General features: G+C 67.7%; 17 protein-coding genes. 9 read left to right on the top strand and 8 right to left on the bottom strand.

The features are described 5' to 3' along the window. Positions 1 to 4: 4 nt before the first annotated feature. From ASE02_RS06225 to ASE02_RS06195, 7 genes are all read right to left on the bottom strand, one after another. On the bottom strand, positions 5 to 2,032 hold the full coding sequence (locus tag ASE02_RS06225; RefSeq protein ID WP_056732249.1) for a TonB-dependent siderophore receptor: 2,028 nt from the start codon (positions 2,030 to 2,032) through the stop codon (positions 5 to 7). Positions 2,033 to 2,149: 117 nt separating this feature from the next. After that, entirely contained in the window at positions 2,150 to 2,842 is a 693-nt protein-coding gene (locus ASE02_RS06220) for an SDR family NAD(P)-dependent oxidoreductase (protein ID WP_056732245.1), read from the bottom strand. Between the two features lie 13 nt (positions 2,843 to 2,855). Next, positions 2,856 to 4,028: an acetyl-CoA C-acetyltransferase gene (locus ASE02_RS06215; RefSeq protein ID WP_056732243.1), complete on the bottom strand. Its 1,173-nt coding sequence runs from the start codon at positions 4,026 to 4,028 to the stop codon at positions 2,856 to 2,858. 140 nt (positions 4,029 to 4,168) lie between these two features. Beyond that, a complete protein-coding gene (locus tag ASE02_RS06210; protein WP_056732241.1) occupies positions 4,169 to 5,080 on the bottom strand; it encodes a hypothetical protein in 912 nt (303 codons plus the stop codon). Next, positions 5,077 to 6,009, bottom strand: coding sequence for a glycosyltransferase family 2 protein (locus ASE02_RS06205; RefSeq protein ID WP_056732240.1), 933 nt, complete (start codon positions 6,007 to 6,009; stop codon positions 5,077 to 5,079). The genes ASE02_RS06210 and ASE02_RS06205 overlap by 4 nt, the downstream gene beginning before the upstream one ends. A 3-nt stretch (positions 6,010 to 6,012) precedes the next feature. Beyond that, positions 6,013 to 7,155, bottom strand: a complete 1,143-nt coding sequence (locus ASE02_RS06200; RefSeq protein WP_056732753.1) for a GNAT family N-acetyltransferase — start codon at positions 7,153 to 7,155, stop codon at positions 6,013 to 6,015. A gap of 56 nt (positions 7,156 to 7,211) precedes the next feature. Further along, positions 7,212 to 7,709 (bottom strand): GAF domain-containing protein, encoded by a 498-nt coding sequence (locus ASE02_RS06195; protein WP_056732239.1) that lies wholly within the window; start codon positions 7,707 to 7,709, stop codon positions 7,212 to 7,214. Positions 7,710 to 7,776: 67 nt separating this feature from the next. Between ASE02_RS06195 and ASE02_RS06190 the strand changes: the two genes are divergently transcribed. From ASE02_RS06190 to ASE02_RS06180, 3 genes are all read left to right on the top strand, one after another. Beyond that, positions 7,777 to 8,973 carry a Xaa-Pro peptidase family protein gene (locus ASE02_RS06190; RefSeq protein ID WP_056732237.1) on the top strand — a complete coding sequence of 399 codons (1,197 nt, stop codon included), beginning with the start codon at positions 7,777 to 7,779 and terminating at the stop codon, positions 8,971 to 8,973. Between the two features lie 176 nt (positions 8,974 to 9,149). Further along, entirely contained in the window at positions 9,150 to 11,867 is a 2,718-nt protein-coding gene (locus ASE02_RS06185; protein WP_056732236.1) for a TonB-dependent receptor, read from the top strand. A gap of 83 nt (positions 11,868 to 11,950) precedes the next feature. Then, the gene (locus ASE02_RS06180) at positions 11,951 to 12,334 is read left to right on the top strand and encodes a DUF3597 family protein (protein ID WP_056732230.1); all 384 of its coding nucleotides are present in this window, start codon (positions 11,951 to 11,953) and stop codon (positions 12,332 to 12,334) included. Between the two features lie 68 nt (positions 12,335 to 12,402). On the opposite strand, the gene ASE02_RS06175 is transcribed toward ASE02_RS06180, so the two are convergent. Then, positions 12,403 to 13,224, bottom strand: a complete 822-nt coding sequence (locus ASE02_RS06175; protein WP_056732228.1) for a class I SAM-dependent methyltransferase — start codon at positions 13,222 to 13,224, stop codon at positions 12,403 to 12,405. 370 nt (positions 13,225 to 13,594) lie between these two features. Between ASE02_RS06175 and lptC the strand changes: the two genes are divergently transcribed. The 6 genes from lptC to ASE02_RS06145 all read left to right on the top strand — a co-directional run bounded on the left by lptC (position 13,595) and on the right by ASE02_RS06145 (position 19,800). Beyond that, positions 13,595 to 14,203: an LPS export ABC transporter periplasmic protein LptC gene (gene lptC, locus ASE02_RS06170; RefSeq protein ID WP_056732226.1), complete on the top strand. Its 609-nt coding sequence runs from the start codon at positions 13,595 to 13,597 to the stop codon at positions 14,201 to 14,203. Positions 14,204 to 14,292: 89 nt separating this feature from the next. Then, entirely contained in the window at positions 14,293 to 15,441 is a 1,149-nt protein-coding gene (locus ASE02_RS06165) for a hypothetical protein (protein ID WP_056732224.1), read from the top strand. Further along, the gene (locus tag ASE02_RS06160) at positions 15,438 to 16,766 is read left to right on the top strand and encodes a lipopolysaccharide biosynthesis protein (RefSeq protein ID WP_056732222.1); all 1,329 of its coding nucleotides are present in this window, start codon (positions 15,438 to 15,440) and stop codon (positions 16,764 to 16,766) included. The genes ASE02_RS06165 and ASE02_RS06160 overlap by 4 nt, the downstream gene beginning before the upstream one ends. Positions 16,767 to 16,808: 42 nt before the next feature. Continuing rightward, on the top strand, positions 16,809 to 18,518 hold the full coding sequence (locus tag ASE02_RS06155; RefSeq protein WP_056732220.1) for a fatty acyl-AMP ligase: 1,710 nt from the start codon (positions 16,809 to 16,811) through the stop codon (positions 18,516 to 18,518). 2 nt (positions 18,519 to 18,520) lie between these two features. Next, on the top strand, positions 18,521 to 19,546 hold the full coding sequence (locus ASE02_RS06150; RefSeq protein ID WP_082601899.1) for an NAD(P)-dependent oxidoreductase: 1,026 nt from the start codon (positions 18,521 to 18,523) through the stop codon (positions 19,544 to 19,546). Between the two features lie 2 nt (positions 19,547 to 19,548). Then, a complete protein-coding gene (locus ASE02_RS06145; protein ID WP_056732219.1) occupies positions 19,549 to 19,800 on the top strand; it encodes an acyl carrier protein in 252 nt (83 codons plus the stop codon).

Raw genomic sequence — 19,800 nt, 5'->3', positions numbered from 1 at the left:
CTCGTCAGCCGAAGGTCTTGCGCAGTCGCACGAACAAGCACCGCCCCCACTCCAGGTTCCGCACGTCGGTATAGGCCAGCGCGGCGCGGTCGCGCGGCCCGGCATAGACCTCGCGGATGCGCTGGACGTCGCGCCCCGTCACGTTCTGGATCTCCACGCGCAGGATCAGGTCCGGCCTGGGCTTCACCTCGGCGAACACGGTGGCGAAGGTCTCGTATTTCTTGGTCTCGATTTCGGTGAGGCGATAGTTGCTCTCGCGGAAGCCGCCAAAGACGTCGACGCCCCAATTGGCCTTCAGGCCCGGCAGGTCCTGGGTGAAGTGAACCTCCCAGTCGACCGGATGCAGGCCGGAGATCTCGCGGTCATCGCCAGTGGTCGGGTCAACGACCTGCGAGCGCCGCCAGGTCGCCTGCCCCTTGATGGTCGCCCGCTTCAGCCAGACCCGGTCGAGCGGCGCCGAGAGGCTGACCGCCGCCTCGTCCTTGGTTCCATCGCCGATATTGGCCGGGCCGTCGGCGACCACCGCGCCCACGCGGATCGGCGCGCGGTCGATCACGTCGCTGAGCTCGTAGTGGCGCACCGTCAGCACCGCCGCGCCCGAGGTCCAGAACCGGCGCTCATAGGCGCCCTCGATCACCCAGGCCTGCTGGGGCGAGAGATCGGGGTTGCCGGCGATCAGCACGCCGGTGCTCGCCACCGAGGACGTGGCCACGAAATCATCGAAGTTGAGCTGGCTGACCTCGCGCTCCAGACGCCCCCGCCATTGGTTCGCGGCGCCAGGCGCCCAGGTCACGGCGAGCCTCGGCTTAGTGAAGCTGAGCGACTTCTCGAGATTGACGTCGCCAGTGGAGGTGATCTTCGACACCTCCTGCCGCAGCGCGCCCTCGAACGTCAGCGTGGAAGTCGGCCGCCAAGTCCCGACGACATAAGGCTCGGCCCGCGCCTCCTCGACCCTCACATCGGCGGCCGGAACCACGACCCGCAGGCCGTTGACCATCAGGGTCGTCTTGCTGTCCAGCGCGTTGAACGCGCCTTCGACACCGGCCTCCAGCGAGAGACTGTCCGACATCCGCCGGCGCAGATTCAGCCGCCCGACGCTTTCGGTCACCTTCTTGTCGCTGTGGAACAGACGGTCGACCGCGGCGGATTCGAACCGCGCCTTGGTGTCGAGGTTGTTCCACTGCTGGAAGGCCAGCGCCTCCAGGGACGTCGCGCCGAACGCCCGCACGAACCGTCCGCCAAGCTCGGCCTGGAGACGGTGGGGCGTGACGTACTCATACTCTCGCGCCGCGCCCGGCACGCTCAGCCGATCATAGATCTCCGAGGTGGAGGTGGTTTTCATATAGGCGCCGTTGAGCCGCAGCCGGCCCCGCGCCACCGGCGTCTCGAAGGCGCCGGTCACCCATTCGCGCAAGCCCTGACCGTCGGCGTCGACCTCCGAGACAATCAGCGGCACGCCGGTCGGGCCGTAGCGGACACGCGGCCCATCGCCCAGGGCGTCGTCAGGTCCCTTGCCATTGACCATCGACAGCTCAAGCAGCTTGCCGTCCCACCGCCACTGGCCCTCGGCCCGCAAGGCGTTGAGCACCCGGCCGTCATAGATCGGCTGGGTGGAGAAGCTCACGGCCCCGCGGGCGCCCGCACCCTGGCGGCGCACCACGTTGGCGATCACCGTGCGGCCCTGCATGTCGACGCCGGGCGCCCCGCCCCGGATGACGTCGATCCGCGCGACCGATCCGTACGGAATGCGCTTGAGGATCTCTTCCAGGGTGTCGTTCTTGGCGACCGGCGGCTCGCCGTCGATCAGCACATTGCCGCTGGCCCCGGCCAGGCCCCGCACCACCGCGCCCTTGTCGAACGAAAAGCCCGGCAGACGTTGGACCATATCGAGAGCGGTCGACGGCCCCATCTCGGCGAAGAAGGCGGGCGGATAGGCGATCACGCCGCCCGCGGCCGCGGCGGGCGGCTCCTGCGCGATGGCCCAGCTTGATCCGAAGGTCGCCGCAAGCGCGGCGGCAAAGGCCATCTTCATCACTCAGGGCTCCCCTCCCCTTGAGGCCAAGGTTAGGCGAGATCGCATACCGAAAGCGAGAAAGCTTCGTGGCCGGTCGAAAATGAACAGGCGATGCGGCGCCGGCGCTACAGCGGCCTAGGTCCGGCCGGTCACCGGCAGCAGGGCCCCGGTCACGGCGCTGGCTTCCTCGGAGGCCAGGAACAGGATCGCGGCGGCGAGCTCGCCCGGGGATACCCAGGACGCGAAGTCGGCCTTGGGCATATCGGCCCGGTTGGTGGGGGTGTCGATGATCGAGGGCAGGACGGCGTTCACGGTCACGCCGTCGGGCTTCAGCTCTTCGGCCAGGCTCTCGGTCAGCTTATGCACCCCGGCCTTGGACGCGGCATAGGCGCCCATGCCGGCGGCGGCCTTCACCGCACCATTAGCGCCGATATTGACGATCCGGCCAGAGGCGCTGCGCTTCAGGTGCGGGATCGCGGCGCGCGAGGCGTTGGTCGCGGTCAGCACATTCATGCGAAACATGGTGTGCCAGGTCTCCCAGGAGCCTTCTTCCAGCGTTTCCCAGCGGAAGCCGCCGGCCACATTGATCAGGGCGTCCAGGCCGCCGAACCTGTCAGCGACCGCGTCGATGGCCGCGCTGGCGGCGACCGCGTCGGTGAGGTCGACCCCGCCCAGCATCAGGGCGTCGGGGCCACAGGCCTCAAGCACGTCGGCCTGCTGAGCGAAGTCGATGAGGGCGACGCGCGCCCCGCGTTCGGCGGCGGCCTTGGCCACCGCCGAACCCAGAATTCCGGACGCACCTGTGATAGCGAAGATGCGTCCGGTCATGGCAGATCCTGTCTTAGAGTCGTTCGACGATGGTGACGTTCGCCATACCACCGCCCTCGCACATCGTCTGCAAGCCGTAGCGGCCGCCACGTTGTTCCAGACCGTTGAGCAAGGTCGCCATCAGCTTGGCGCCCGAGGCGCCGAGCGGGTGGCCGAGCGCGATGGCGCCGCCATTGGCGTTCACGCGCGCTGGATCAGCGCCCAGCTTCTTGATGAAGGCGACGGGGACCGAACCGAAGGCCTCGTTGACTTCGAACAGGTCGATGTCGTTCACGCTCATGCCGGCCTTCTTCAAGGCGCGCTCGGTGGCCGGGATCGGGGCCTCCAGCATGATCACCGGGTCGTGGCCCAGCAGCGACAGGTGGTGGATACGGGCCAGCGGCTTGACGCCCAGGTCCTTCAGACCCTTTTCCGACACCACCATCACGCCCGAGGCGCCGTCGCAGATCTGGCTGGACGAGGCGGCGGTCAGGCGGCCGCCTTCACGCAGCAGCTTCACGGCCTTGATACCGTCGAGGCTGGCGTCGAAGCGGATGCCTTCGTCGATGGTGTGGATCGTGACGTTGCCTTCAGCGTCGGTGATCTCGAGGCCGACGATCTCGTTCTTGAAGGCGCCGGCCTGCGTGGCGGCGATCGCGCGCTGGTGGGATTGGAAGCTGTATTCGTCGATCTCGTCCTTGGTCAGGCCGTACTTCTCGGCGACCATTTCGGCGCCCATGAACTGGCTGAACTGGATGTTCGGGTACTGCTTCTGGATGCCCGGGCTCATATAGGAGCCAAAGCCGTTCTGGGCCGGCAGCGCCGCTGAAAGGCCCATCGGCACGCGGGTCATGCTCTCGACGCCGGCGGCGATCACCACGTCCATGGTGCCGCTCATCACGGCCTGGGCGGCGAAGTGCAGGGCTTGCTGAGAGGAGCCGCACTGACGGTCGACGCTGGTGCCGGGCACGCTTTCGGGCAGGCGCGAAGCCAGCACCGCGTTGCGCGCGACATTGATCGCCTGTTCGCCCACCTGGCCGACGCAGCCCATGACCACGTCCTCGACCAGGGCCGGGTCGGCGCCCGTCCGGTCCATCAGGTCGTTGAGCACTGCCGCGCCCAGATCGACCGGATGCCAATCCTTCAGCTTGCCGCCCTTGCGGCCGCCGGCCGTACGCGTCGCTGCGACGATATAGGCTTCGCCCATGGTTCCGCTCCCGAGTTTTGCGCGTCCGCCGCGCGTCGGGGAGTCATTTAGGAGCGCGACGCGGCGTAAGCCAATGGGTTTACGCGCACGTGAAGGGCCACCCCTCCACGGCTGGCCGGCGTCCGACCTGTCTCCGCAACCTAGGCCGGCAGCAGCAAGCCCGGCCGCTGGTTGTCCAGCCGGAAGCTCACCGGCAGGACCCGCTCATGGGTCGCCTGCAGCTTCAGGGCCTTGGCGGCGCGCGCCACGGCCACCTTGCCGAGCACAGTCGGCGTGAAGCCGTTCTGAACCCGAGGCCGAGCGCCCAGCCGGCGACGCAGCACGCCGTTGGCGTAGATCACATTGGCCCGCATCAGCGCCTGGGGGGTCATGAACTCGATGGATAGCGAGACATTTAGCATCGGGCCGTTCTCGATCCGGTGCGGCGCGTTCTGTTTCCAGGTCACCATCTTGCCCGGCGTCAGGTCGTGGACCTCGGCGCCGGCGTCCCAAGCGGGGTCGAAGGTGAACTGCTCGGCGGTCTCCTTGAGCACGATCCGCTCCAGGACCTCCTGCCCCACATAGGGGTCGGCCACCGGATAGACCCAGACGCGCTTCTGGCCGCGCAGCTGCCACAGCGACACCAGCGGCACGTCGAGATGGTAGAACACCTGGGCGTCGGCCGAGGAGATCAGCATGCCGAGATCGCGCTTGAAGGCCTTCACGCCGCTGCGGGCCTGCTTCTCGGCGAAGATCTCGGCGTCGAGCGCGGCGTAGGCGTCGAGATAGCGATTGGTCTCACGCAGATTGAGCCAGATGCGCCCGGCCTGCGCGGCCTCCAGCAGCTTGGATCCGGTCATCGTCCCGGCCGAGCCCTTGCGCCAGGTGGTCCAGGCGACCGGGTCCTCGCCCATGGTGAAGACGCCCAGCTTCTCGCGCGGATAGCGGTCGAGAAGCTCCTCAAGCCCGGCGTCGCCGAACATCGGGCGTTCGTGCAGGCCGTGTTCGAAGGTCAGGTTGGATTTGGTGAACGCCGCGGCCTTGGCCGGGGTCCAGTCGCGGACAATGCTCATGCCCCTGCCCTCAAGCCGTAGAAGTGGATCTTGAAAGGCCCCCACCAGAGGGTCTTGCCCAGGCCGCGCGCGGCGCGGTCCAGGGTGAATGCGAAGTCCGGCGCGCGGATCAGCCATTTCAGACCAGCCAGAGCGCCGAACACTCCGGCCTGGGCCAGGCCCTGGGCCATCCAGAAGGCGACGCCCAGACGGTCGGGCGGACTGGCGGCGGCGCAGGCCGCCGATGGCCCCTGGCCATAGGCGAAGGCGCGCGGGATCGTGTAACGAAGCGACAGGCGCGCCGGGACAGGATCTTCCCAGACCCAGGCTGCCGGCTCCCAGGCGAACACCGCGCCGGCGTCCTTCATCTGGGCGAACAGCAGGTCGTCCTCGCCGCCGATATAGTTGCGGATGGCGGAGAACGGCCGGTTGGGGTCTGGCAGGGCGGCCCGGCGGATCAGGCTGTCGCCGCAGCCGTAATAGTGATCCAGCACCTCGGCCTTGGCCGGTCCTTCGCGCGAGAAGAACCGCTCCAGATAGTTGCGATGCCGCGTGACGCGCGCCGGGGCGCGGCCTCGCACGGGCCCAAAGACGACGTCGGCCTCGAACCGTTTCTGGGCCGCGATCAGGGCGGCGAGCCATCCGGGCGGCGCCTCTTCGTCGTCGTCGAGGAAGGCGATGAACTCGCCCTTGGCCTGTTCCAGCGCGGCGTTGCGCGCATTGGCGACGCCGGGGTTGGGCTCGTGGACATAGGTGACGGGAAACGGCGCCTCGGCCGCCAGAGCCTCGACCGTCGCCTGGGCCGATGGGGTTTGATCGTTATCGACCACGACCAGTTCCAGCAGGCCCGGCGCGACGCCGGTCTGGCGGAAGGTCGAGCGCGCCGCGACCGACAGGCCGTCAGGCCGGCGCTGGGTCGGGATCACCAGGCTGATACGTGGCGAGGCCATGCGTCAGGCCGCCTCCGAGGCGGCGCCCGGCCGGAAGGTCCGGGTCGCGATGGCGTGGGCCAGGCCGCGGGCGCGGCCGGCGAACGACAGTTCGGTGGTGGCGATGGCGTCCAGCCGCCGGCGCAATCGTCCGACCATGTGCGGGCTGCGGGCCTCGGCCAGGGCCCAGACCCGTTCAGATGCGTCGACCGAGCGGCCACGCGGACCCGAGGCGACCAACATCCCCTCGCCGATCATGCGGGAGGACAGCGCGTAGGGCCGTTTGTAGTGCTCGTGTCCGGGACCAAGGTCGTAGGTGGTGAGGCCGAGGTCCGGCATGGCGGCGATGGCCCGCAGCAGGAACAGCTGTCCCGGCGACCAGGCGCTCAGCGTCGGATCGGTCGAGGCGATCCACGGGTGGTAGACGTCGCCCAGCCGCACGCCGAAATGGCCCGCCACCAGTTGGTCGCCCACATAGAGATTGATCATCAGACCCTGGAACGGGCCATCTTGCCTGGCGAACAGGTCCTCTATCAGCCGCTGCGTCCAGGCCGGCGCGAGGTAGTCATGCACGCCGGTGCGGGCCAGTTGCTCGCGCTTCCAGGTCAGCAGTTGCGCCAAGGCGGCCGGATCATGGTCCGGCGCGCGCAGGGTGATCGCGCCGACCTCGCGGTCGAGCTTGTTGTCCAGCCGGCGGTAGTTCTTGAACCGCTTGGGGCTCGCGGCCCGCAGGGCCTCCAGATAGTCCTCGGCCGAGCTGGTCAGTTCGATCAGGAACGCCTCGTGCTCGGCGGAAATCGAGGGCTCGGCCATTCTCAACGGGTCGATCAGACCCGTAAACCGGAAGCCGGACAGGCCAAGATCGGCAATGCCCTGGCGCAGGTCGAGCCCTTCGCGGGCGACCACGCCATGATAGTCGGAAAGCGGCGCGCCGATGGGCCGCGCCAGGCCGCCGGGCCGCTGATGATAGGCCAGGAAGCCGACCGGCTCCTCGTCCTGCCGCCAGACACCGACCCGGGCGTCGGGGCGGACGGCCCCCACCGCGCGGGCGAAATCGGGTCCCAGCAGCGGGCCTTGGAATTCGGGCCGTGTCGCGCACAGAGCACGCCAGGCGCCGATGTCGGCGTCGGTCAGGTCGTCCGGGTGCAGGGTCTCTGATCGCAGCATGTCGAACACGTCTACCTCCTCCCGGTTAGGGAAAGATGGACCGCATGCTGCAAATCTCAGGCCGAGAACGTCGCCTTCAGGATCAGTTCCAGCCACTTGGCGTCGATTTCATCGAAGGCGGCGGGCTCGGTGGAGTCGACGTCGAACACCGCGATGAGCCGTCCTTGGCCATCAAACACCGGCACGACGACCTCGCTGGCCGAGCGACCGTCGCAGGCGATGTGGCCAGGGAAAGCATGGACGTCGGGCACCAGCTGGATCTGGCCGGTCTCGGCGGCCGCGCCGCAAACGCCCCGTCCGTAAGCGATCCGCAGGCAGCCGAGCGTCCCCTGATAGGGGCCGACCACCAGTTCGCGGTCCTTGTCCGGATCGACGACGTAGAACCCGGTCCAGAAGAAGGTGTCGAAGCTGGCCGCCAGCATCGAGGCGACCGTCGCCATCCGAGCGGTGAGATTGGGTTCGCCGTCGAGCACCGAGGCGATCTCCTCGGCGACTGTGGCATAACGCTCCGCCTTGGCGGCGGGCAGGGTCAGTTCGTTGAAGGCTTCGGCCATGCCCGGCTATATACGGGCGCGACTGTTCGGCCGCCAGCGTGCGGCGGCCCTTTACCCGGAGACTATCATGACCAGCGGCATCGGCGGTTCCACGGCGCAGGCCGAGTTGGCGGATCTGAAGCCCTGGGCCGATCGCGCGCCGCCGATCAGCAGGCCGGAACATCAGGCCCGGATGACGCGGGCCCAGGAACTGATGGCGCAGATCGGCGCCGACGCGCTGATCATCGGCGCGGGCGCCAGCCTGCGCTACTTCACCGGGGTCGGCTGGGGCGCCACCGAACGCCTGGTGGCGATGATCCTGCCGCGCGAAGGCGCGCCGCGGATGATCTGCCCACGCTTCGAGCTGGGCTCGCTGGAGGCCTCGCTGGGCGTCGACGCCGAGATCCTGCTCTGGGAAGAAGATGAGAGCCCCTATGCGCTGACCGCGCGCGGCCTGGGCGAGGCCCGTTCCCTGGCCATCGATCCCGCCCTGCCCTTCTTCGTCTTCAACGGCGTCGCCAAGGCCGCGCCGGATCTGAAGCTGCTGGACGGCGCGCCGGTCGTCGACGGCTGCCGGATGATCAAATCGCCGGCCGAACTGGCCCTGATGTCCCAGGCCAAGGCGATGACCCTGGAGGTTCACCGGCGGGCGGCGAAGATCCTCAAGGCCGGGATCACCACCGCCGAGGTCCGCCGCTTCATCGACCAGGCGCACCGCGCGCTCGGGGCCGACGACGGGTCTTCGTTCTGCGCGGTGCAGTTCGGGGTCGCCAGCGCCTATCCCCACGGCCTGCCCGGCGAGCAGGCGCTGGAAGACGGTCAGGTCGTGCTGATCGACACCGGCTGCCGGGTTCAGGGCTATAACTCCGACATCACCCGCACCTATGTGTTCGGCGACGCCTCGCCCGAGCAGAAGCGTGTCTGGAACGTCGAAAAGCAGGCCCAGGCCGCCGCCTTCGCCGCCGTGAAGCCCGGCGTTCCCTGCGAGGAGATCGACGCCGTCGCACGCCGGGTCCTGGCCGCCGCCGGTTTCAGTCCCGACTACGACCTGCCGGGCTTGCCGCATCGCACAGGCCACGGCATCGGCCTGTCGATTCACGAGGCCCCTTATCTGGTCCGGGGCGACAAGACGCCTCTGGCGTCCGGTATGTGTTTCTCAAACGAGCCGATGATCGTAATTCCCGATACCTTTGGTATCCGATTGGAAGACCACTTCCATGTCACCGCCGAGGGGGCGGCTTGGTTCACGCAACCGCAGCCCAGCTTGGAAAAACCGTTCGGCTGACCGCTCGGATTGGTATTCCGGACCGCCCAAACCGCAACCCCTGGATGCGTCAATGTAATCAGGGGTCGTTTGACGTCGCGTAAGATACGACCTTAGCTTTCCTTCTGAACGGCTCCGCTAGACGAGAGCTGTCGACAAGAAACCCCCGGCGAATGACTGGGGTTAGGGAGGGAAAAATGACCAAAGCCTGGTTGGCTTCTGCGTCTGCGCTCGCGCTTGTCTGGTCTACGCCGGTCTGGGCGCAGTCGTCCGGTGGATCATTTATCGAAGAACTGATCGTCACCGCCCAGAAGCGGGAAGAGTCGGTTCAAGACGTTCCCATTGCTGTCTCCGCCTTCAGCGAACAGGCGCTGAAGACCCGGGGCATCGACACCGCCGGCAACCTGGTTCAGTCGGTGCCGAACCTCACCTTCACCCGGCGCTCCCTGCGCACCAACTTCCAGATCCGGGGGGTCGGGGCGCAGCTGGTGTCCACCGGCGGCGACGACGGGGTGGGCGTTCACCACAACAACGCCCCGCTCACCGCCAACCGCCTGGCCGACGCCGAATTCTACGATGTCGAACGGGTCGAGGTGCTGCGTGGTCCGCAGGGCACCCTCTACGGACGCAATGCCACCGGCGGCGTCGTCAACGTCATCACCAACAAGCCGACAGACACCTTCGACGCCTCGATCACGGCGGAGTTCGGCAACTTCAACAGCAAGAAATACCAGGGCTTCATCAATGTGCCGCTGGGCGAGATGTTCGCCCTGCGCGCCGCCGGCTTCGCGCTGCAGCGCGACGGCTACACCAAGAACACCTTGAACGGACAGGATATCGACGACCGCCAGATCTGGGCGGCCCGGGTGACCCTGTCGTTCGATCCGGCCGAGAATTTCCGCGGCTTCCTGCTGTGGGACAACTTCTCCGAAGACGACACCCGCGGCGCGCGCAAGCAGCTCTGCGCCAAGGATATCGGCCTGACCAGCGTCGGCGGCGTGCCGACCGGGGCGGCCCAGGCCGCCTTCACGCAAGGGTGCCTGCCGGCCTCGGTCTACGGATCGGACGTCTACGGAACCACCAACCAGCTCTCGACCTTCACCGGCATCATCGCCCGGCAGATCGGACTGCAGACCACCGACGCCTTCGCGGGCAAGACCATCTCGCGCGATCAGCGGGAGATCGAGGTCTATGGCCGCCCGATCTATCGGCCGCGGACCGATCTCTACGAACTGAACCTGGAATGGGACGTCACGCCGGCCCTGACCGCGACCTCGCTGACCAGCTACAATGAGAACGAAAACTACGCGCGCGGCGACTCGACCGGCGGCTACTCCTCGGTGCCGTTCGGCGTCACGCCGTTCACCCCGACCGGAACGCTGAACGACCCGCAGTTCGGGATCACCGACCGGCTGATGAGCGAGTCCGGCGGGATCGGCCACAATGAACAGTGGACTCAGGAACTGCGGCTGCAGTCGAATTTCGACGGGCCGATCAACTTCAACGTCGGCGGGATCTATCTCGACTACAAGGCTCGCAGCATCACCTATGTGGCGACCAACGCGGCCACCGCCGCCGTGCGGCTCATCCAGCCCGCCGCCTACATCGATCCGCTGCGCGAGCCGGACTATACCGGGCACAACTATTTCGTCAGCCTGAGCGAGTACAAGCTGAAGTCCAAGGCGGCGTTCGGCGAGGTCTACTGGCGAGCGACCGAGGACCTGAAGGTCACGCTGGGCCTGCGCTACACTGACGACAAGAAGTGGACCCGCGGCAGCGGCGCCACCCTGTTCACGCCCGGCCGCGGCCCGACCTTCACAGCCGAACAGGAAGTCCAGTTCCAGGAAACCACCGGCCGGCTGAACGTCGACTGGTCGCCGGACCTCAGCTTCACCGATCAAACCCTGGTCTATGCGTCCTATTCGAAGGGCTACAAGGGCGGCGGCTTCAACCCGCCTGGCGTCGTGGCGCTGGGCCTGAACCCCTCCTACGAGCCGGAATTCGTCAACGCCTACGAAGTGGGTACGAAGAACACCCTGGCTGACGGGCGTCTGCTGCTGAACCTCACCGGGTTCTATTACAAATATCAGGGCTACCAGATCGGCCGCAGCGTGAACCGCTCGGTCTACAATGAGAACATCGACGCCAAGATCTATGGCGCGGAACTGGAATCGATCTGGGAGCCGATCGACAACCTGCGGCTCAACGCCAACATCGGCTACCTGAAGACCGAGATCGAAAAAGGCCTGGTGGTCGACACCTTCAACCGCACCCAGGGCGACCCAGCCTACATCTACGCCAACTCCACCAACGGCGGCTGCATCCTGAACTCCGCCGGCGTGGCCAATCTGCTGCGCGTGCCTGGCGGCTCCACCCTGCTGGCGAACTTCGCCTGCGCCGGGACGGGATCGGGAACCTCGACCATCCGCGGCCGACTGCTCGCCGCGGGGGTTCCAGCGGCGACGGCCGACGCCCTGGTGGGCGGGGTCTACAGCTACGGGACCAACGTCTCGCGCTTCGCCAGCGGGGCCGGCGAAGGCATCGTCCAGAATCTGTCGGGCAACGAACTGCCCAACGCCCCGGAATGGACGCTCTCGCTGGGCGCTCAGTACAAGTGGGAGCTTCCAAACGGCTGGAACGCCACGATCCGCGGCGACTACTACCGTCAGGCCGAGAGCTTCATGCGCTACAACAACGCCTTCTTCGACCGCATCGAGTCCTGGGAGAACGTCAACGCCAGCCTGATCTTCGCCAATCCCGATCTTGATCTGAACGTGCAGGTGTTCGTGAAGAACCTGATGGATGACAACACCATCGTGGGTTTCGACATCAACGACGAGAATCTTGGCGCGACGCGTAGCGTCTTCCTCCTGGACCCGCGCCTCTATGGAGTTTCGATCACCAAAGGTTTCTGATTTGAACAACCAAGGGTTCAGCCTTGGAACCGGTCGCAGGGTCGAGCTTTATAGCTAGACCAGCAAACAAGGGAGCCGGGCGCATGGGCATTTTCAGCTCGATCATGGATAAAGTTCTTCACCGCAAGAAGCCGGCGGCTGCGCCAGCAGCCCCGGCCGCCGCGCCGGCTGCAGCGGCTCCTGCCGCCGCTCCCCCGCCGCCGCCCGAACCGGTGGATGTGGAAGTGGTGCTGGTGGAATTGGCGGCCCAGAAGGGCGGCGGCGGCAATTGGCGGACCTCGATCGTCGATCTGCTGAAGATGCTGGACCTGGATTCCAGCCTCGACGCCCGCAAGGAACTCGCCGCTGAACTCGACGTCGCCGCCGGCGCGCACGGCAGCGCCGAACAGAACATCGCCCTGCAAAAGGCCGTCTGGGCGGCGCTGGCCAAGAACGGCGGCGTCGTGCCGGCCAGCCTGCGCGACTAGCAGACCGCGCTCAGGCGCAAACATTATGGCGCGCCGGTCGCAAGGCCGGCGCGCTTTCTATTGGGCGGTCAGCCGGCCTTGCGGCACAGGAACACGCCCACCGACTTGGTCACCGTCAAGGTCCCGCCGCCTCTCGCGAACGCCTCGTCGATCACTCGGCGCAGGGCCGCCGCCTGGTCCGGCGTCGCGGCGTCTCCCGGCGGACTTGAGGCGTGATAGCCGTAGACGTCCGCCGGGTCGGTGATCCGCAGGGTGTCCGGATAGGCGCGCAGCTCCACCTGCGCGAACCGCTCGCGCAGGATCGGCTCGGCGCTCTCGAGGCTGAAGGCGTCGATCGTCTCGTCCCGCGCCGCGCCGCCGAACACCGCCGCGTTCAGGGCGAACAGCTCGGCCATGGTGTCGCGCCCGTTTGTGGCGATCACCGCCAGGCCGCCGGGACGCAGGACGCGGAGGATCTCGTCCACGCCCTTGGCCGGGCTCGGCAGGTGGTAGAGCATGTGCAGCGCCTGGACGACGTCGAAGCTGGCGTCGGCGAACGGCAAGGCCGAGGCGTCGACCGCCCTGCTCTCCTCCACCGGCCATCGGGACAGCCCGCGCGTACGCCGGACGGCTTCGTCCACCATGCCGGGTGAGAGGTCGGTAAGGGTGAGCTCAAGGCCGGCCGGCGCATGGGGCGCGGCGCTGGCCCAGAACCACCCGGCGCCGCAACCTAGCTCCAGCACCCGCCCCTCTACGGGCCAGGTCGGCTGCGCGGCGACCCAGGCGAACCAGTCGCCCCGGCCGTACTTCCCGTGAAGATTGGCCCGCGCCGCCAGCTTCGATGAGTCGCGGTACTGCTCTTCGCGCAGATACTCCCGGTCATTCCAGATGCTCGCGGTTTCGGCCGGCATCGTCCCCTCCCAGGGCTCTCTTACGGCGCAGCTTTGCACACGACAGCCGGGGCGGCGACATGGTCCGTCAGTCGGAGTCTTCGGAACCGATGGCCTGCTGATCGTCGTGCTGAGGCCCTTTTGCGCGCCGCGACGGCCGAAACGCCAGGAACAGGCCCGCGGCGCCGAGGCCGATCAGCAAGATCCCAAGCGGGGCGAGAACGTAGTTCAGCATCCAGGCCGCTCCCGCCGGTGCGACGGCGTTCGAGGAGGTGAAGTCGTCATCGCGTGAATAACCTCCTCGATCTGTCCTAGTGCCCAATGGAGCTTGTGAGATAGTGGTGANNNNCCTGCCGCAAGCAGGCCAAGCCTGGTTTGGAGATTCAGTTCTATGCCGCTTCGATCCGTCGGCATGCCGATTGACGCTCACCGTCGCGAACGACGCCTGGCGAACGTGCGTCTCCTGCGCTGGGCCCTGCCGGCGGCGGCGGCGGTCCTGGTGATCGTCTGCGCCGTTCAGGTCGGCCTCGGAGCCTTGAGCGCCTCCAGCCAGCAGGCCGAGCCTGTTCGGGTCTCCAAGATGCTAAAGCCTCATTTTTCCGGGACGAACCCCGATGGCCGCGCCTTCAGCATCACCGGACGGGAGGGCGTCCGCGACGACAAGGACAGCGGACGTATCGTGATCGCCGATCCGGTCCTGACCCTTAAGACCGAATCCGGCGCGACCCGGCGGGCAACCGCTAAATCAGGCGTCTATGACGAGGCCCGCCACTCCCTGGTCCTGACCGGAGACGTGCGGATGGATAATGGTTCGGGCACGCAGTTCGCCTCACAGGAGGCGCTCGTCGACACCAAGACCGGCGCCGTCAGCGGTCAAACCGGCCTGCGAATCGACCGCGCCGGCAGCCAGGTGGAATCCGGCGACTATCAGGTCGAGGACAAGGGCGACCGCCTGATCCTCAAGGGCGGCGTGCGCGGACGCCTGACGCCGGAACGATAGCCGGCGGCCGCGGCGTTTGGAGCCATCGTGACGCCCGAACAGAAAGATCCGTTGCGGTCGCTCGAAGACTGCGCCAATGCGCAGACGCCATGACCGCGCCCGCGCCCCCTCGAAAGATCTGCTTTCTCTACATCGCGCAGACGCACCAGATCCTGCACAGCCTGCCGATCGCCATTGAGCTGGCCCGCAACTGGCCCCAGTTCGAGGTCGAGCTCGCCGCCACCTCGCAGGCCCACCTGGACTATATCGACGCGGCCCTGAGCCGCCTGGGCGGCGCGGCCCTGACCAGCCGGTTGCTCGGCCCCAAATGGCTGCGGAACATTCGGCCCGGCGCGGCTTCGACCCCGCCCAAGGCCGCCATGCTGGTGGCCAATCTCGGAACCTTCGCCGGCTACGACGCCGTTGTGACCCCGGAGCGGACGACGGCGCTGATCCGCCGCCTGGGCGTCCGGCGACCAAAGCTCATCTACACCCAGCACGGCGCCGGCGACCGCGGCGGTCCGTTCGAGCCACGGCTGGGTCTGTTCGACCTGGTGATGGCGGCCGGGCCAAAACAGCGCGATCGCATGGTCGAGAGCGGCCTGGTCGCGCCTGAAAACTGCGCCATGGTCGGCTATCCGAAGTTCGACATCGTCGAGGCCCTGGCGCCGTCGCCGCAAAGCCCGTTCGCCGACAAGCGTCCCGTCGTCCTCTACAACCCCCACTTCGACCCGCGCCTGAGTTCCTGGCCGGCCTGGGGCGTCCAGGTGCTGGAGCAGTTCGCCGCGGACGATCGCTACAACCTGATCTTTGCGCCGCATGTGCGGCTGTTCGATCAGGCCGGCGCCCCGGACGTGGGGCTGCTCCAGCCGTTCCGCGATCATCCGCGCATCCACATCGATCTCGGCGGCCCAGCTGCGATCGACATGACCTACACCCGGTTGGCCGACCTCTATCTGGGCGACGCCAGCAGTCAGATCTACGAGTTCCTGCGCACGCCCAAGCCCGCCCTCTTCCTCAACGCCCACGGCGTCGCCTGGGAAGGCGATGAAAGTTATCGCCATTGGCGCTACGGCCCGGTTCTCGACCAAATCGCGGCCCTGCCCGACGCGGCCGCCGCCGCCTTCGCCAGCCACGGCGACTATCTGGCCGAACAGCAGGCCGGCTTCGCCTCCAGCTTCGACCTGCAGGCGCGCTCCTCCTCCCTGCGGGCGGCCGAGGCGATCGCCGTGCGGCTGGGCGGACAGCCTGCGCCATGACCGCCGGGGGGCAGGCTAAGGACGGTCTCCTGCGCCGAGTGCTGGCCAACGCCGGCATGCTGCTGGGCGGGCGCACCCTCAACGCGCTGATCAGCCTCGGCTACATGGCCCTGGCCGCGCGGACGCTGGGTGTCGCCAATTTCGGCGTCCTGGTCCTGATCAACACCTTCGCCCAGTTCATCGGCGACGTGGCCCGGTTCCAGTCCTGGCAGACCATCCTGCAGTTCGGCCCAGGGCCGCTGGCCGAGAACCGCCGCGCCGACTTCCAGCGCGTCGTGCGCTTCGGCCTGATCCTCGACGCTGTCAGCGCCGTGGCCGGCGTCGCGATCGGAGCGGCCGGCGCCATGCTGTTCGGGCCCCTGCTGGGCATGCCCCAGGACATGGCCGGACCGGCCGCCCTCTATGGCCTGACCATCGCCTTCATGGTTCCGGCGACCCAGATCGGGCTGCTGCGCCTGTTCGACCGCTTCGGCCTGCTGTCGGCCCAGGCTGCGATCAGTTCGATGGTCAGGCTGGTCGGCGGGGGCGTCGGTTTCGTCATCGGCGCGCCGGTCTCCTTCTTCCTGATCGTCTGGGGCGCGGGCACGCTGGCCGGGTTCATCTATGTCAGCGTGATCGCCTATCGCGAGCTTCGCCGCCGGGGGCTGCTGGAGAGCTTCTCCTGGTCCGGTCCGCTCACCGCCGGAATGCCGGGCGCCTGGCGGTTCGCCATCGCCACCAACGCCAGCGCCAGCGTCGAAGTCGCCTTCACCCACGTCGCCACCCTGGCGGTCGGCGCCTTGCTCGGGCCGACGGAAGCTGGCCTCTGGCGCGTCGCGCGCCAGATCGCCGACGCCCTGGCCAAGCCTGCGCGGCTGCTCATCCCCGCCATGTACCCCGAACTCGCCAAGCTGCGCGCCGCCGGCGGCGAAGCCCACATGCAAAGCCTGGCCGTTCGGGTCGGCCTGATCGGCGGCGGCTTTGCGACCCTGCTGCTGCTGGTCGCCGTCTTCGCCGGCGAGCCGCTGCTGACTCTGGTGATGGGCAAGGACTTCGGCGCGGCGTCGCAGACCATGGTCTGGCAGGTCGGGGCCGCGGTCATCGGCGTCTGGGCCCTGCCGCTGGAACCGATGCTGGTCTCCATGGGACGGCCAGGCGCGGTGCTGAAGGTTCGCCTGATCGTCGCGGCGGTGTTCCTGACGGCCCTGGCGCCGATCGTGAACGCCCAGGGTTTGCAAGGCGCGGGCATGGCCCTGGTCGGGGCCGCCCTGGCCACGGCGCTGGGCATGTTCTGGAGCCTTTCGCGCGTCATGCGGCCGAAAGACCCATCGCGCGGTGCGCAGTAAACTCTTGCGTTACCAGATGGAAGCGGGCGAAAGCCGACTGTCATGATTACGCCGACCGCCCCTGAGCGCGCCCTCCGACTGGCCGACTTCCCCACCCTCGTGGAGGCGTTGGACTTCGCCGCCCTGGGCGAGACCGGGGTCAATCTCTATGGCCTGCGCGGCGAACTAGCCGAGGCCCTGCCGTATAAATCGTTACGCGTCACCGCCCGCGACATCGCCGAACGCCTGCTCGCCGCCGGCCTCAAGCCCGGCGACCGGGTCGGGCTGATCGCCGAGACCGACGGCGACTTCGTGCGCGCCTTCTTCGCCTGCCAGTATGCGGGCCTTGTGCCCGCGCCCCTGCCCCTGCCTGCGCCGCTGGGCGGACGGGCGCTCTATGTCGAGCAGATCCGCCGGATGCTGCAGGCCGCGAAGGCCGGCGCTCTGCTGGGACCGGCCTCGATGGACGCCTGGCTGAAGGAGATTTCCGAGGACCAGGGCCTGACCTTCGCCGGCGCGCTGGGCGAACTTCCCGCCTCGCAGGGCGCCGCCCTGCCGCAGATCGGCCCGGACAGCCCCTGCTACCTCCAGTTTTCGTCGGGCAGCACCCGGTTCCCGACCGGCGTTCTGGTCACCCACCGCGCGCTGATGGCCAATGCGACGGCGATCACCCGCGACGGTCTGAAGGTGGAGCCGGGGGACCGGGCCATTTCCTGGCTGCCGCTCTATCACGACATGGGTCTGGTGGGCTTCCTGCTGAGCCCGCTGGCGGCGCAGATGTCGGTCGACCTGATGCCGACCGGAGCCTTCGTTCGCCGCCCGCTGCTCTGGCTCGACCTGATCGGCCGCAACGGCGCGACGATCTCCTACAGCCCGACCTTCGGCTATGAACTCTGCGCGCGTCGCGGCGAGAACGCGGCGCTGGATCATCTCGATCTCTCGCGCTGGCGCGTCGCGGGCCTGGGCGGCGACATGATCCGCACCAAGCCGCTCAAGGATTTCGCCGAACGCTTCGCCGGCGCCGGCTTCTCCCCCAACGCCTTCGTCGCCAGCTACGGCATGGCCGAGGCGACGCTGGCCCTGACCATGGCCCCGCTGGGCGAGGGCCTGGTCGCCGAAACCCTCGACGTCGCGCGGCTGGAGAACGACGGCCTCGCCGTCACGGCCCACGCCTCGGCCCGCACCCGTGACTTCGCCCGCAACGGCCCGCCGCTGCCCGGCCACGAATTGCAGATCCGCGGGGACCGCGGCGAAGTCTTGGACGAACGGCAGGTCGGCCGGGTGTTCGCCCGCGGCCCCAGCCTGATGGTCGGCTATTTCGAACAACCCGAAGCGACCGGTCACGTCCTGTCGGCCGACGGCTGGCTCGACACCGGCGACATCGGCTACCTGTCCGATGGCCAGATCGTGCTGACCGGACGCAGCAAGGACCTGATCATCCTGAACGGCCGGAACATCTGGCCGCAGGACCTGGAATGGACCGCCGAGGCCGAGATTCCCGGCCTGCGTAGCGGCGACGTCGCGGCCTTCTCGGTCCCGATGGACGGCGAAGAGGCGGTGATCGTGCTGGTGCAGTGCCGCAGCAGCGATCCTGAAGTCCGCCAGCGCCTGACCCAGGACGTCACCGACCTGCTCCGCCTGCGCCATAGCGTCGAACCCCAGGTGAAACTGGTCGGCGGCCACGCCCTACCGCAGACCTCGTCAGGCAAGCTCAGCCGCTCGCGTGCGAAAGCCGCCTACCTCGCCGAACAGGGCGAGAGGGAAACCGCCTAAGGATGGCCGCCGGCTTGGTGGCGGTCACGGGGGCGACGGGCTTCCTGGGGCGTCACCTCGTTCGCGAACTCGCCACAGCCGGGTATCGCGTTCGCATTCTCGCCAGGCGAGATGTCATCCACCCATTCTGGCGGGACCTGGAGGTCGAGGTCGTCCTGGGCGATCTTGGCGACGAGCGCGCTCTGGATCGGCTTTGCCGCGACGCGGGCCTCGTCGTCCACGCCGCGGGCCTGACCAAGGCCCGAACGGCGGCGGCCTTCGCCGCGGTCAATGTCGAGGGCGCGCGCCGGGTCGCCGAGCGCACGAGCGGCAGGATGCTGCTGGTGTCGAGCCTGACCGCGCGCGAACCCAGCATTTCGGACTATGGCGCCAGCAAGCGCGGCGGCGAGGATGCTGCGCGCGCGGTGCTGGGCGAACGGCTCGGCGTGGTGCGACCGCCGGCCCTCTATGGTCCCGACGATCCTGAGACCCTGCCCCTGTTCAAGCTCGCCGCATCGAGCCCGGTTCTGCCCCTGCTCGACCCCAGGGCGCGAATCGCCATGATGCACGTGGCCGACGCGGCGCGGCAGATCGCCGCTCTCGCCAAGGCGCCCGGCGGTTTCAACGTCGCGCTCTGCGACCAACGCCCTGAGGGTTACAGCTGGCGCGAGGTCTTCCAGACGGCGGCCGAGATCTTCGGCGCATCGCCGGCCTACCTTAGGATTCCTGGGTTTGCGCTGCGGGCCGTCGCCGCGGCGGGCCTGCTCGCGCCACGTTCGGGGGCCGCGCCGATGATCAGTTTCGGAAAGGTGCGGGAAATCAGCCATCTCGACTGGTCGGTGCGGCCGGAAGAGCAGATGAGTGATCTGCCCGCGCCCCTCTTCGATCTGGCTCGCGGCTTCCTACATAGCGTCCAGGGATATGAGGCCAGCGGCGTTATCTTCGGCAAACCAGCAGCAATTCGCGAAAAGATGCTGCAGACCTACTCGGCGGACGGCGTCAAATATGCGACGTTCGCGGATGATCGTTCGAGGGGGACGCATCTATAATCATGGACTTGATCACCAACACCACTGTACTCGAAGTGGCGCGTGCCGCTGAAGTGGTCCTGGGCCGAAGCGTCCATGTGACCGCCGCCTCGGATATCTCCCGCGATCTCGCCGTCGATTCGCTCGCGCTCATGAACATCGTCATGGAGCTAGAAGACAGCTTCGATATCTCGATCCCAATCGATCGGCTGAGCGAAGTTCAAACCGTGGGCGACCTGTCGTCCCTGATAGACAACATTCGAAATAAGGCTTGA

Source organism: Phenylobacterium sp. Root700, assembly GCF_001429025.1.
Classification (GTDB): Bacteria; Pseudomonadota; Alphaproteobacteria; order Caulobacterales; family Caulobacteraceae; genus Phenylobacterium.
The sequence above is the reverse complement of the archived record's forward strand: the minus strand, read 5'-3'. Positions and strand labels throughout refer to the sequence as shown.